6 protein-coding genes, 2 tRNA genes and 2 rRNA genes are annotated in these 14,609 nt (G+C 63.7%); 8 read left to right on the top strand and 2 right to left on the bottom strand.

What is annotated here, in order from left to right; translation table 11 throughout:
* The first annotated feature begins 106 nt into the window (after positions 1–106).
* From R0232_RS31470 to R0232_RS31455, 4 genes are all read left to right on the top strand, one after another.
* Positions 107–1,378, top strand: a complete 1,272-nt coding sequence (locus R0232_RS31470; protein WP_431510579.1) for a TraB/GumN family protein — start codon at positions 107–109, stop codon at positions 1,376–1,378.
* An 11-nt stretch (positions 1,379–1,389) separates the two neighbouring features.
* Positions 1,390–1,761 carry a DUF2946 family protein gene (locus R0232_RS31465; RefSeq protein ID WP_431510578.1) on the top strand — a complete coding sequence of 124 codons (372 nt, stop codon included), beginning with the start codon at positions 1,390–1,392 and terminating at the stop codon, positions 1,759–1,761.
* A 117-nt stretch (positions 1,762–1,878) separates the two neighbouring features.
* Positions 1,879–4,182 carry a TonB-dependent receptor gene (locus R0232_RS31460; protein WP_431512943.1) on the top strand — a complete coding sequence of 768 codons (2,304 nt, stop codon included), beginning with the start codon at positions 1,879–1,881 and terminating at the stop codon, positions 4,180–4,182.
* A gap of 44 nt (positions 4,183–4,226) precedes the next feature.
* Positions 4,227–5,132: a copper chaperone PCu(A)C gene (locus tag R0232_RS31455; protein ID WP_431510577.1), complete on the top strand. Its 906-nt coding sequence runs from the start codon at positions 4,227–4,229 to the stop codon at positions 5,130–5,132.
* Between the two features lie 25 nt (positions 5,133–5,157).
* Here R0232_RS31455 and R0232_RS31450 read toward each other — a convergent pair whose 3' ends face one another.
* Both R0232_RS31450 and R0232_RS31445 read right to left on the bottom strand, forming a co-directional pair.
* Entirely contained in the window at positions 5,158–6,933 is a 1,776-nt protein-coding gene (locus R0232_RS31450; protein WP_296780278.1) for a phospholipase D family protein, read from the bottom strand.
* Between the two features lie 97 nt (positions 6,934–7,030).
* A complete protein-coding gene (locus R0232_RS31445) occupies positions 7,031–8,947 on the bottom strand; it encodes an ATP-binding cassette domain-containing protein (protein ID WP_431510576.1) in 1,917 nt (638 codons plus the stop codon).
* A gap of 595 nt (positions 8,948–9,542) precedes the next feature.
* On the opposite strand from R0232_RS31445, the gene R0232_RS31440 reads away from it, so the two are divergent.
* The 4 genes from R0232_RS31440 to R0232_RS31425 all read left to right on the top strand — a co-directional run bounded on the left by R0232_RS31440 (position 9,543) and on the right by R0232_RS31425 (position 14,536).
* Positions 9,543–11,077: ribosomal RNA gene (locus R0232_RS31440) — 16S ribosomal RNA — on the top strand.
* Positions 11,078–11,166: 89 nt separating this feature from the next.
* Positions 11,167–11,243: transfer RNA gene (locus R0232_RS31435), tRNA-Ile, on the top strand.
* Positions 11,244–11,273: 30 nt separating this feature from the next.
* Positions 11,274–11,349 (top strand) — tRNA-Ala (locus R0232_RS31430).
* A 316-nt stretch (positions 11,350–11,665) separates the two neighbouring features.
* Positions 11,666–14,536: ribosomal RNA gene (locus R0232_RS31425) — 23S ribosomal RNA — on the top strand.
* Together the 16S and 23S rRNA genes with 2 tRNA genes alongside form the textbook arrangement of a ribosomal RNA operon.
* Positions 14,537–14,609: the final 73 nt, after the last annotated feature.

Genomic DNA, 14,609 nt, shown 5'->3' with positions numbered 1-14,609 from the left:
TAATGCCGGACTTTCTTTCTTCATGGAGCGAGCCTTGCGGATACTCCGGGCACTGGTTGCACCGAGGCGCGAAATCGACAAGCCGTCCGATCGGTCGGCACGGCGCATGCGCCTGGTCTCCTCATCTTTCCTCTCTTCCTTCCGTTTCCCCTTCTCCTGGGCGCGCGGCGCGTTGCCGGCCCTGGTCGGCGCCTGCTGCGCGCTGGCCGGCGTGGCGGCGCAGGCGGCCTGCCCGCCCTCGGCCATCGGCAGCCTCGAGCGTTCGCGCAGTTCGAGCGACCAGCGCAGCGGCGCCGACCGCGGCCTGCTGTGGCGCATCGAGAAGGACGGCCGCACCTCGTGGCTGTACGGCACCATCCACCTCGGGCGCGCGCCCTGGCTGCGCCCCGGCCCGACCGTGCAGCGCGCGCTCGGCCAGAGCGACGCGCTGGCGCTCGAGATCGACGTGCGCGATCCCGCCGCGATGAAGCCGCTGACCCAGCCGGCCGACCCGGCGCTGGTCGCGCGGCTGCTCAGCGGCGAGCGAGCGCAGCGGCTGGCGCGGCAGAACGAGATCGCCTGCGTGACGCCGGGCGCCAACGCGGCGCTGCAGCCGATCCTGCAGGTGACGGCGCTGACCGGCCTGGCCGGGCGGGCCGACGGCCTCTATCCCGACTTCGGCATCGACGAGATGCTGGCCGTGTGGGCGCGCAACGCCAACAAGCCGGTGTTCGCGCTCGAGAACCCGGCGGCCCAGCTCGAGATGCTGACCGGCGGCTCCGAGGAGGAGGAGGCGGCGCAGATCGATTCGGCGCTCGACGAGCTCGAGTCGGGCCAGCTGCGCACCCAGCTCAAGGAACTGGCCGACGCCTGGGCGCGCGGCGACCTCGCGCGGCTCTCGCGCTTCCCCGAATGGTGCGACTGCATGCGCACGCCGGCCGAGCAACGGCTGATGAAGCGGCTGCTCGACGACCGCAACCCGATCCTGGCGGCCGGCATCACGCGCATGCACGAGGGCGGGCAGCGGGTGTTCGCGGCCGTGGGCGCGCTGCACATGATCGGCGCGCAGGGCCTGCCGACCTTGCTGGCGGCGCAGGGCTTCACGGTGTCCGAGGTGCTGCCGGGCGAGCGCGGCACGCTGCCCGCAACGGCCGAGGAACCCGAGGCCGAAGCTGCGGCGGCACCGCCCGTACGCTCGGCGCGTGCCACGCGCGGCGGCCGCTCGGCCAAGGCCGCGCCGGTCCGGGGCAAGGGGGGCGCGCGTGCGGCGGCGCCGGCCAAGGGCGGCAAGGCGGCGCCGAAGGGCGCCAAACCGGCGGCCAAGGCACCGGCCAAGTCGACGGCCAAGCCGGCCGCGAAGGCGTCCTCCAAGCCCGCCGCGTCCAAAACGCGCCGATAATCGCGCCCGCCATGCACCTGATGCGCCGCCACACCCGCTTCCTCGGCCTCGCCGGCCGCTGGGTGCTGCTGTGGTTCGCGCTCTCGCTGGGCGCGGCGATCGCTTCGCCGCTGGTGCATCCGCAGGCGATCGAGCTGGTCTGCTCGAGCGCCGGCGCCGTCAAGGCGGTGGTCCATACCGAGGACGGCGTGCAGGAAATGGGCGTCTCGCACATGGACTGCCCGCTGTGCGTGCTGACCGGCGCGCCGCCGCCGGCGCCGCCGGTCGCCGCCCTCGACCTTCCCCTGCCGCTGGGGCGCGTGCTCCAGCCGATTCCCGCCGCGCGCCTGGCCGCGGCCACCGCGGCGCCGCTGCCCGCGCGCGGACCGCCTTCGCGCTCCTGAAACCCTCGAGTCCATGGCTGGATGCGCCCGTTCGACGGGCGTCTCCGGTCCTTTTTGGCCAGCGTTTCGTGGAGCAGCCTCCCTGTGAACAAGCATTCCCGCGCCGTGGCGATCGCCATGGCATTCCCGCTGAGCGCCTCGCTCGGCGCGCCCGCCTGGGCGCAAACCGCGCCGGCGCCGGCGGCTGACGCGGCCCCCGGCTCCGAGCGCGCGCTCGGCGCCATTACCGTCACCAGCGGCCGGCCGACCTCGCTGCCGGCGCAGATCCCGACCACCATCGAAGGCACGACGCACGCGCAGATCGTCGAGACGGTGAACGCCACCGACAGCGAGGACGCACTCAAGTACCTGCCGAGCCTGGTCGTGCGCAAGCGCTACATCGGCGACTTCAACCACGCGGTGCTGGCCACGCGCGCCTCGGGCACCGGCAACAGCGCGCGCTCGATGGTCTACGCCGACGGCATCATGCTGTCGAACCCGCTGGGCAACGGCGCCACCTACGCGCCGCGCTGGGGCATGGTCTCGCCCGAGGAGATCGAGCGCGTCGACGTGCTGTACGGGCCGTTCTCTGCCGCCTACCCCGGCAACTCGGTGGGCGCGGTGGTCGACTACGTGACGCGCATGCCCGAGAAGTTCGAGGCCCACGTGAAGCTCAGCGGCTTCGTCTCGAACTTCGATCTCTACAACAGCCATTCCTCGCCGGCCGGCCAGCAGCTCGACCTGTCGCTGGGCAGCCGCAGCGGCGACTGGTCGTGGTGGCTCAGCGCCTCGCGCACCCAGAGCAAGGGCCAGGCGCTGGTGTTCGGCAACCGCTTGCTGAGCGCGGGCACGCTCGGCAATGCGGGCACCCCGGTCACCGGCGCGGTGCTGGGGCTCAATCCCTCGAACCAGCCCTGGTGGCTGGTCGGCGGCGCGACGATCTACGACACCACGCAGGAACAGGCCAAGCTCAAGCTGGCCTACGACTTCTCGCCCACGGTGCGCGCCACCTACACGCTGGGCGCCTGGAACAACACCACGCACGGCAGCGTCGACACCTGGCTGCGCGATCCGCTGGGCCTGCCGGTCTACGGCGGGCGGGTCAACATCGCCGGGCGCAGCTACAACCTCGACGCGCCGAGCGGCGCGCTGGTGCCGACCGAGACCCGGCTCACCCACTACATGCACGGCCTCTCGGTCAAGAGCCACAGCGGCGGCGTGTTCGACTGGGAGGTGGCGGCCAGCCTGTTCGACTACGCGAGCGACACCTCGCGCACGCCGACCACGCCGCTGCCCGGCGCCTTCCTCGGCGGGCCGGGCCGCACCACCGACATGGGCGGCAGCGGCTGGCGTACCTTCAAGGCCGCGGGCACCTGGCGGCCCACCGGCTCGGCCGAGGGCGTGGGCGCGCACGTGGTCGACTTCGGCTTCCAGCAGGACGCGGCCAAGCTGCGCACCAGCGTCGGCAACACCCTCGACTGGATCGGCGGCCCGCCGATCACGCCGTTCTCGGCCTTCAACGGCAACACCCGGCTGCAGTCGCTCTACCTGCAGGACACCTGGCGCTTCGCGCGCGACTGGAAGACCACCCTGGGCCTGCGCCACGAGCGCTGGGAGGCCTGGGGCGGCCAGCTCGGCAACGCGACCCGGCTGCTCGACTTCGCGCCGCGCAGGAACAGCTACGACTCGCCCAAGGCCGCGATCGCCTGGCAGGCCACGTCCGACTGGCTGTTCAAGGCCTCGACCGGCCGCGCGGTGCGCATGCCGACCGTGAGCGAGCTCTACCAGGGCTCGATCGACGGCAACCGCATCGTCAACACCGACCCCAACCTGCGGCCCGAGCGCTCGTGGACCACCGAGCTCAGCGCCGAACGCGGCCTCGACGGCTGGGGGCTCGACGGCGTGCTGCGCACCACGCTGTTCTTCGAGCGCACGAAGGACGCGCTCTACAGCCAGGCGCTGACCAACCTCGTGAGCACGGTGCAGAACGTCGATGCCATCCGCACCCGCGGGCTCGAGGTGGCGCTGAACGCCACCGACGTCGGCATCCGCGGCCTCGACCTCGGCGGCAGCCTCACGCTCGCGAACTCGAAGATCACAGCCAACCGCGGCTTTCCGGCCAGCGTCGGCCAGCAGCAGCCGCGCGTGCCCAAGGTGCGCGCCACCCTGCTGGCCACCTACCGGCCCGACGCCAACTGGAGCTACACCCTGGGCATGCGCTACAGCGGCAAGCAGTACGGCACGCTCGACAACAGCGACCCGAACGGCTTCGCCTACATGGGCTTCTCGAAGTTCTTCGTGGCCGACCTGCGCGTGCGCTACCGCATCGACCGCCAATGGAGCGCATCCTTCGGCATCGACAACCTGAACAACAACAAGTACTGGGCCTTCCACCCCTATCCGCAGCGCACCTACGTGGGCGAACTCAAGTTCGACCTCTGACGCCTGCCCTGTCCTTCACCGTCTTTCCTCAAGGAGTACCTCTCATGAACCGTCACCTCACCCTGCGCACCGTCGCCGCCGCCGTCCTGCTGGCCGGCAGCGCCGCCGCCGTGCTGGCCCATGTCACGCTGCCGCCCGGCGGCGTCACCGTGGGCAGCGACTACGACGCCGCCTTCCGCGTCGGCCATGCCTGCGAAGGCGCCAAGGCCACCACCGGTCTGGCGGTGAAGCTGCCGCCGGGCTTCGTGCTGAGCGAGGCGCAGGCGCGCAAGGGCTGGAAGCTCGATGTGCAGAAGGGCGCCGGCGGCGAGGTGCGCTGGACCGCCGAGAACGCGCAGGCCGCGCTGCCCGGCACCGAGAAGGCCGAGTTCGTGGTGCGCGGCAAGGCGCCGGCCACGCCGGGCACGCTGTGGTTCAAGGTGCTGCAGACCTGCGACGTGGGCAGCGCCGACTGGGCCGAGGTGCCGGCCTCGGGCAATTCCACCGCGGGCCTGAAGCGCCCGGCCGCCAGGCTGGACGTGGTGGCGCAGGGCGTGGCCACGGTCGACGTGCGCGACGGCTGGGTGCGTCAGTCGGTGCCGGGCCAGAGCGGCACCGGCGCCTTCATGAAGCTGACCTCGCCCACGGGCACCAAGCTCGTGAGCATCTCCACGCCCGCGGCCGGCGTGGCCGAGGTACACGAGATGAAGATGGAAGGCGACACCATGAAGATGCGCGAGCTGAGCGCCGGCCTCGACCTGCCGGCCGGCCAGACGGTGGAACTGAAGCCGGGCGGCTTCCACGTCATGCTGATGGACCTGAAGGGCGCGGTCGCCAAGGGCACGAACGTGCCGCTGACCCTGAAGTTCGAGGACGCGAAGGGCGTGAAGACCGCGCTCGACGTCACGCTGCCCGTGGGCGCGCCGGCCGGCGCCGACGCGGGCGGGGCCGCGCATCAGCACAAGCATTGAGGCCGCTTCCGCGGCGCCGGGCTGACTAGAGCAGTTGGTCCGGCGCCAGCGGCCCGAAGAGCTTGAGCAGCAGGCGCAGGCTCAGGCTGGCATCGGGCTCGGTCCGGCTGTCGGGCAGGCCGCTGCCCTCGGGCGCGTGCCAGACCAGCGAACCGTCGACGAGTTCGACATGCCACGCGCGCTCGCGCAGCCCGCGCTCGATCTGCTCGGCCGCCAGGCGCGACAGCTCGGTGCTGCGGATCAACAGCGCGATCTCGGTGTTCTGCAGCTGCGAGCGCAGGTCGAGGTTCATCGAGCCGACCACCAGCAGCCGGCCGTCCATCACCAGCACCTTCGAATGCAGCATCGCGCGCGATTCGCCGGTCACGCTGCTGCCGCCGGTCGAGCCGGTGGAGCCACCGAAGGCGCTGCCCAGGCCGGCCTGCTCGCTGCGCAGCTCGTACAGGCCGATGCCCATCTTCAGCAGCTCCTCGCGATGGCGCGCGTAGCCCACGTGGGCCACCGGCGCGTCGTTCGAGGCCAGCGAATTGGTCAGCACCCGGATGCGCACGCCGCGCGCGCGGGCGGCGGCGAAGGCCTGCTTCATGTCGGCGCCGGGCACGAAGTAGGGCGAGATGATCAGCAGATCGGAGCGGGCCTGGCCGATGAGCTGCAGCAGCCCCTCGACCACCGTCTCGCTGCCGGCCGCGAGGTCGGAGTCGGCCGTGAGCGCGGCCGCGCTGCGCGACACGCCGGCCTTGTCCTCGGGCTGGCTCACCACCAGGCCGGGCGCGCGGGCACCGTCCGGGCCGCCGGGCACGTCGGCCGGGATCTTGCCGGGCTGGTCGGCCAGCATCGCGGCCGGTGCCCAGACGAAGCGCGCGCTGCGCAGGTCGAGCGGCTTCTCGTCCCAGGCGCGCGCGCGTTGCTCGGCGGTGGGCGGACCGTCGGGGCGGGGCTCGCCGTCGGGCGGCTTGGGCTGGTCCCCGGAGTTCGCGGTGGCGGGGTCGCGCGCGCGGGCCGATTCCTCGGCCAGCTCCTGGTCGGTCTGGCGCGCGCGGTCGCGGATCGCCTGCAGCTCCTCGCGCGAGACCAGCGACTGCGCCGGGTAGGCGCGCTCGTTGTTCCAGTAGCTGTCGAAGCTGCGCGAGAGGTCCTGCACGATCGGGCCGGCCGCGAGCACGTCGACGTCGATGAAGTTGCCGTTGAGTGAATTGCCGAAGTAGGCGTCGCCGAGGTTGCGCCCGCCGGTCACGCCCAGCACGTTGTCGGCCAGGAACAGCTTGTTGTGCATGCGCTGCTGGATGCGCGAGGCGTCGCCGGCCGAATTCAGAAGTCGGCTGAAGGTCGAGCCGCGCGCGCCCGCGAGCGGGTTGAACAGCCGCAGCTCGATGTTCGGCACGAAGGCCAGGCCCAGCACCAGCGCGTCGCGTCCGGTGCTGTGGAAGTCGTCGAGCAGGATGCGCACCCGCACGCCGCGCTCGGCCGCGGCGCGCAGGCCGCGCACCAGGCGCCCGGTGCTGGCATCGACGTGGATGGCGTAGTACTGGAGGTCCAGCGTCTTCTGGGCCCCGTCGATCAGCGCCAGCCGGCTGCCGTAGGCCGCCTGCGGACCCGCGAGCAGCAGGAAGCCCGATTCGTAGCGCGCCGCATCGGCCCGGCGGCGCTCCTGGACCAGCGTGGCCAGGGCCGTGCCGGCCGGGGCGGCCAGCGCGGTGGACACCGGGCGGTCCACGTTCTGGGGCAATTGGGCGCAGGCGCCGAGGACGAGCAGCAGGGCCGCCGCCGTCGAACGACCGAGGTACGCTGGAATGAACGGCATGCGGTGGACTCCCCCGGCGCTTTCTGTTGTCTGGATTGGGTGGGAGCCGCATGTATAGCCGAGGTCGCGGCCGTCCGGCGTCGGACGGCAGGCGGACTCAGCGGCTGGCGCCCAGTTCTTCCTGCCGCTCCATCGCGGTCAGCAGTTCGTCGTCGATCCGGCTGTGGCGCGCGGCCAGCTCGGTGGCGCGCGAGGCATCGCTGGCGTAGATCGCGCCGCCATCGAGCGCGAGGATTTCCGAGATGCGCTTCTGCTCGGTTTCCAGCGCTTCGATCAGCGCGGGGAGGGCGTCGAACTCGCGCTGTTCCTTGTAGCTGAGCTTCTTGCGCGGCGCGCCGGCGGGCGGTGCGGCCGGGCGCGCGGGGCTGGCCGCGCTGGCGGCGGGCGGGGGCGGCGCCACGGCGGGCGTGGCGGCCGCGGCCAGACGCTGCTCGGCGATCTCGCGCGCGCGGCGGGACTGGATCAGCCAGTCCTGCACGCTGCCCTCGTACTCGCGCCAGCGGCCGTCGCCCTCGTAGGCGATGGTGCTGGTGACCACGTTGTCGAGGAAGGTGCGGTCGTGGCTCACGAGGAACACCGTGCCGTCGTAGTCCTGCAGCAGGCCTTCGAGCAGCTCCAGCGTGTCGATGTCGAGGTCGTTGGTCGGTTCGTCGAGCACCAGCACGTTGGCCGGGCGGGCGAACAGGCGCGCCAGCAGCAGCCGGTTGCGCTCGCCGCCGCTCAGGGAGCGCACCGGGGAGTTGGCGCGCGCGGGGGAGAACAGGAAGTCCGACAGGTAGCTCTTGACGTGCTTGCGCTGGCTGCCGATCTCGATCCATTCGCTGCCGGGGCTGATGAAGTCCTCGAGCGTGGCGTCGAGGTCGAGCTTGTCGCGCATCTGGTCGAAGTAGGCGACCTCGAGGTTGGTGCCGCGGCGGATCTTGCCGCTGTCGGGTTCGAGCTCGCCGAGGATCAGCTTGAGCAGCGTGGTCTTGCCCGCGCCGTTGGGGCCGAGCAGGCCGATCTTGTCGCCGCGCAGGATGGTGCCGCTGAAGTTGCGGATCACGGTCTTCTCGCCGAAGGACTTGGAGGCTTCGGTCAGCTCGGCCACGATCTTGCCGCTGGCCTGGCCGGTGGCCACGTCCATGTTGACGCTGCCCTGCACCTCGCGGCGGGCGGTGCGGTTGGCGCGCAGCGCCTCGAGGCGGCCGATGCGGCTCTGGCTGCGGGTGCGGCGGGCTTCGACGCCCTTGCGGATCCAGACCTCTTCCTGCGCCAGCAGCTTGTCGGCCTTGGCGTTGATCACCGCTTCCTGGGCCAGCTGCTCTTCCTTCTGCAGCAGGTATTGTTCGAAGTTGCCGGGGTAGGAGCCGAGCTTGCCGCGATCGAGCTCCACGATGCGGGTGGCGACGCGGTTCAGGAAGCTGCGGTCGTGGGTCACGGTGACCACGCTGCCCTTGAAGTCGATCAGCAGCTGCTCAAGCCACTCGATGGAATCGAGGTCCAGGTGGTTGGTGGGCTCGTCGAGCAGGAGCACGTCGGGCGCCGCGACCAGGGCCTGGGCCAGGGCCACCCGCTTGCGGGTGCCGCCCGACAGGTTGCCGACGCGGGCATTGCGGTCCAGATGGAGACGATGCAGCGTCTCTTCGACGCGCTGCTCCCAGTTCCAGGCATCGAAGGCCTCGATCTGGGACTGGAGGGCGTCCAGGTCCAGGCCGTCCGCGCCCGATAGGTAGAGGTCCCGCACGGCGATCACCTCGGACAGCCCGGCGCTGGCGGCGGTGAACACGTCGGCCTCCATGTCCAGGGCGGGTTCCTGCGCCACATAGGAGACGCGCAGGTGCTGCTGGTACTGGAGGGCGCCGTCATCCGGCTTCTCCAGTCCCCCCAGTATCTTGAGCAGGGAGGATTTCCCCGCGCCATTGCGGCCGATCAGGCCGATGCGCTCCGATTCGAGGAGCGAGAAGTCCGTGTGATCGAGCAGCGGGACGTGACCGAACGCCAATTGGGCGTCGAGGAGTGTGATGAGTGCCATGTGGGGCGGATTATCCGAGGAGCCTGTTCTGCCTGCGGCAGCGCGTAGCGCTGCCGCAGGCAGGAAAGCCGGGCGGTCGATTTGTTGGCAGCGCTCTTGCAGGGCTGGATAAATGGCATATACTCGCTGGCTCGGCTGACGATGCGGCAACGCAAATCAGGTCGACAGGCCCGGAGGCGAAAGCCGAGGGCAGGTTGATAAAGCAGTCGAAAAAAACTTCTCTCGAAGTTGACGCAAGTTCAAAAAGCTGTGCATAATCGAGGGCTTCGCTGGACGGCTTCAGCGGCGGATGGCGAGAGTTGTTCTGCTGGGGTTTGAAGGTGAAGGGGTTGAAAAAAGTTTGACGATTCTTTAAAAATCGTGTTAGACTACAAGGCTTCGCTGATCGCGGCGAGCAAGACGAAGTAAACGATGAGTTGCTTCGGTGATCGTTAAAAAATTACAGCCGATAAGCGTGGGCGTTTGAAGGTAATTGCGTAAGTTCTTCGGAACAAGTCGCAAGACTTAAAACGCTCATGAGAATAGAAGTGAAGTTCACTTCAATTCCGTTTTTGTGAGTTTTGCTTGATCGCGAGATCAGGCGCAAATCAAGATCGAACTATAGAGTTTGATCCTGGCTCAGATTGAACGCTGGCGGCATGCCTTACACATGCAAGTCGAACGGCAGCGCGGGAGCAATCCTGGCGGCGAGTGGCGAACGGGTGAGTAATACATCGGAACGTGCCCAATCGTGGGGGATAACGCAGCGAAAGCTGTGCTAATACCGCATACGATCTACGGATGAAAGCAGGGGATCGCAAGACCTTGCGCGAATGGAGCGGCCGATGGCAGATTAGGTAGTTGGTGAGGTAAAGGCTCACCAAGCCTTCGATCTGTAGCTGGTCTGAGAGGACGACCAGCCACACTGGGACTGAGACACGGCCCAGACTCCTACGGGAGGCAGCAGTGGGGAATTTTGGACAATGGGCGCAAGCCTGATCCAGCCATGCCGCGTGCAGGATGAAGGCCTTCGGGTTGTAAACTGCTTTTGTACGGAACGAAACGGCCTTTTCTAATAAAGAGGGCTAATGACGGTACCGTAAGAATAAGCACCGGCTAACTACGTGCCAGCAGCCGCGGTAATACGTAGGGTGCAAGCGTTAATCGGAATTACTGGGCGTAAAGCGTGCGCAGGCGGTTATGTAAGACAGTTGTGAAATCCCCGGGCTCAACCTGGGAACTGCATCTGTGACTGCATAGCTAGAGTACGGTAGAGGGGGATGGAATTCCGCGTGTAGCAGTGAAATGCGTAGATATGCGGAGGAACACCGATGGCGAAGGCAATCCCCTGGACCTGTACTGACGCTCATGCACGAAAGCGTGGGGAGCAAACAGGATTAGATACCCTGGTAGTCCACGCCCTAAACGATGTCAACTGGTTGTTGGGAATTCACTTTCTCAGTAACGAAGCTAACGCGTGAAGTTGACCGCCTGGGGAGTACGGCCGCAAGGTTGAAACTCAAAGGAATTGACGGGGACCCGCACAAGCGGTGGATGATGTGGTTTAATTCGATGCAACGCGAAAAACCTTACCCACCTTTGACATGTACGGAATTCGCCAGAGATGGCTTAGTGCTCGAAAGAGAACCGTAACACAGGTGCTGCATGGCTGTCGTCAGCTCGTGTCGTGAGATGTTGGGTTAAGTCCCGCAACGAGCGCAACCCTTGTCATTAGTTGCTACATTTGGTTGGGCACTCTAATGAGACTGCCGGTGACAAACCGGAGGAAGGTGGGGATGACGTCAAGTCCTCATGGCCCTTATAGGTGGGGCTACACACGTCATACAATGGCTGGTACAAAGGGTTGCCAACCCGCGAGGGGGAGCTAATCCCATAAAACCAGTCGTAGTCCGGATCGCAGTCTGCAACTCGACTGCGTGAAGTCGGAATCGCTAGTAATCGTGGATCAGAATGTCACGGTGAATACGTTCCCGGGTCTTGTACACACCGCCCGTCACACCATGGGAGCGGGTTCTGCCAGAAGTAGTTAGCTTAACCGCAAGGAGGGCGATTACCACGGCAGGGTTCGTGACTGGGGTGAAGTCGTAACAAGGTAGCCGTATCGGAAGGTGCGGCTGGATCACCTCCTTTCTGGAAACAAGCAATTTAATTTAAACGCCCACACTTATCGGTTGTTGGAAGAAGTCGGTTGTCTTCGATTTCGAAGATGATTGGCGAATGGGTCTGTAGCTCAGCTGGTTAGAGCACCGTCTTGATAAGGCGGGGGTCGTTGGTTCGAGCCCAACTAGACCCACCAAATCTTCTGATATCTCGTGTGTGAGAGTTTGGGGGATTAGCTCAGCTGGGAGAGCACCTGCTTTGCAAGCAGGGGGTCGTCGGTTCGATCCCGTCATCCTCCACCACAACCAATAATCGGTTCCCTCGGAACGTTTCAACACCAAAGCGGCTTCCTGCGAAAGCATGAGGCTTCTTTGTTGTTGATCAGGATCTCTTGATCAATCGGCTGTTCTTTAAAAATTCATAGAGTTGAATCAGCGTTGCTGACGGAAAGAGCTTCATGGCTCACCGTGCCGTCAGCAACTTGAATTTTTGATTGCGTCAATATGAACTTCAATTTCGAGTCAAATCGATTTATGAAGACGGCATAACGCGCCAGGTGAAAGACCTGGCAATTCCTTGATTGACTTTGGTTTCTGTGAAGAAACGTCAAAGTTATAGGGTCAAGTGAATAAGAGCACGTGGTGGATGCCTTGGCGATGATAGGCGACGAAGGACGTGATAGCCTGCGATAAGCTTCGGGGAGCTGGCAAATTAGCTTTGATCCGGAGATTTCCGAATGGGGAAACCCACCGAAAGGTATCGCATAGTGAATACATAGCTATGCGAGGCGAACCGGGTGAACTGAAACATCTCAGTAGCTCGAGGAAAAGACATCAACCGAGATTCCGAAAGTAGTGGCGAGCGAAATCGGAAGAGCCTGCTAGTGATAGCACAAGACTTATCAGAACGGCTTGGAAAGGCCGGCCATAGTGGGTGACAGCCCCGTACGTTAAAAGACTTGTGTGGTACTGAGCTAGCGAAAAGTAGGGCGGGACACGTGTAATCCTGTCTGAATATGGGGGGACCATCCTCCAAGGCTAAATACTCATCATCGACCGATAGTGAACTAGTACCGTGAGGGAAAGGCGAAAAGAACCCCGGGAGGGGAGTGAAATAGATCCTGAAACCGCGTGCTTACAAAAAGTAGGAGCCCGCAAGGGTGACTGCGTACCTTTTGTATAATGGGTCAGCGACTTACATTCAGTGGCAAGGTTAACCGAATAGGGAAGCCGTAGAGAAATCGAGTCCGAATAGGGCGATCAGTCGCTGGGTGTAGACCCGAAACCAAGTGATCTATCCATGGCCAGGATGAAGGTGCCGTAACAGGTACTGGAGGTCCGAACCGACTAGTGTTGCAAAACTAGCGGATGAGCTGTGGATAGGGGTGAAAGGCTAAACAAACTTGGAAATAGCTGGTTCTCTCCGAAAACTATTTAGGTAGTGCCTCAAGTATTACCTTCGGGGGTAGAGCACTGTTTTGGCTAGGGGGTCATGGCGACTTACCAAACCAAGGCAAACTCCGAATACCGAAGAGTACAGCTTGGGAGACAGAGCACCGGGTGCTAACGTCCGGACTCAAGAGGGAAACAACCCAGACCGCCAGCTAAGGTCCCTAAAATTGGCTAAGTGGGAAACGAAGTGGGAAGGCTAAAACAGTCAGGATGTTGGCTTAGAAGCAGCCATCATTTAAAGAAAGCGTAATAGCTCACTGATCGAGTCGTCCTGCGCGGAAGATGTAACGGGGCTAAGCCAGTTACCGAAGCTGCGGATTTGCAATTTATTGCAAGTGGTAGGAGAGCGTTCTGTAAGCCTGTGAAGGTGCGTTGTAAAGCGTGCTGGAGGTATCAGAAGTGCGAATGCTGACATGAGTAGCGTTAAAGGGGGTGAAAAGCCCCCTCGCCGTAAGCGCAAGGTTTTCTACGCAACGTTCATCGGCGTAGAGTGAGTCGGCCCCTAAGGCGAGGCAGAGATGCGTAGCTGATGGGAAACAGGTCAATATTCCTGTACCGATATACAGTGCGATGTGGGGACGGATCTTAATAGGTCATCCGGGTGTTGGATATCCCGGTTTAGTTGGATGTAGGCGTGCATTAGGCAAATCCGGTGCACATATACCGAGGCCAACGATCGAGCGAGCTTGCTCGCGAAGTGACTGAACGAGGTTCCAGGAAAAGCCACTAAGCTTCAGCTGTATACGACCGTACCGCAAACCGACACTGGTGCGCGAGATGAGTATTCTAAGGCGCTTGAGAGAACTCAGGAGAAGGAACTCGGCAAATTGACACCGTAACTTCGGAAGAAGGTGTGCCCTATTAGTGTGAAGTGAACAACGGAGCATGAATGGGTTGCAAAAAATCGGTGGCTGCGACTGTTTATTAAAAACACAGCACTCTGCAAACACGAAAGTGGACGTATAGGGTGTGACGCCTGCCCGGTGCTGGAAGATTAAATGATGGGGTGCAAGCTCTTGATTGAAGTCCCAGTAAACGGCGGCCGTAACTATAACGGTCCTAAGGTAGCGAAATTCCTTGTCGGGTAAGTTCCGACCTGCACGAATGGCGTAACGATGGCCACACTGTCTCCTCCTGAGACTCAGCGAAGTTGAAATGTTTGTGATGATGCAATCTCCCCGCGGAAAGACGGAAAGACCCCATGAACCTTTACTGTAGCTTTGTATTGGACTTTGAACAGATCTGTGTAGGATAGGTGGGAGGCTTTGAAGCAGGGTCGCTAGATCTTGTGGAGCCAACGTTGAAATACCACCCTGGTGTGTTTGAGGTTCTAACCTAGGTCCATTATCTGGATCGGGGACAGTGCATGGTAGGCAGTTTGACTGGGGCGGTCTCCTCCCAAAGCGTAACGGAGGAGTTCGAAGGTACGCTAGTTACGGTCGGACATCGTGACGATAGTGCAATGGCATAAGCGTGCTTAACTGCGAGACTGACAAGTCGAGCAGATGCGAAAGCAGGACATAGTGATCCGGTGGTTCTGTATGGAAGGGCCATCGCTCAACGGATAAAAGGTACTCTGGGGATAACAGGCTGATACCGCCCAAGAGTTCATATCGACGGCGGTGTTTGGCACCTCGATGTCGGCTCATCTCATCCTGGGGCTGTAGCCGGTCCCAAGGGTATGGCTGTTCGCCATTTAAAGAGGTACGTGAGCTGGGTTTAAAACGTCGTGAGACAGTTTGGTCCCTATCTTCCGTGGGCGCTGCAGATTTGAGGAAGCCTGCTCCTAGTACGAGAGGACCGGAGTGGACACACCTCTGGTGTATCGGTTGTCACGCCAGTGGCATTGCCGAGTAGCTAAGTGTGGAAGAGATAACCGCTGAAAGCATCTAAGCGGGAAACTCGTTTCAAGATGAGATCTGCCGGGGCCTCGAGCCCCCTGAAGAGTCGTTCAAGACCAGGACGTTGATAGGTCAGGTGTGGAAGCGCAGTAATGCGTTAAGCTAACTGATACTAATTGCTCGTGCGGCTTGACCCTATAACTTTGATCAGTCTGATCAAGGTGTTATGCCAAGTTGACGCATTCAAAAATACATTCAAATAACGCCACC

The sequence above is a fragment of the Variovorax sp. DAIF25 genome (genome assembly GCF_050711835.1).
In the GTDB taxonomy this organism is placed as follows: domain Bacteria; phylum Pseudomonadota; class Gammaproteobacteria; order Burkholderiales; family Burkholderiaceae_C; genus Variovorax.
The sequence above is the reverse complement of the archived record's forward strand: the minus strand, read 5'-3'. Positions and strand labels throughout refer to the sequence as shown.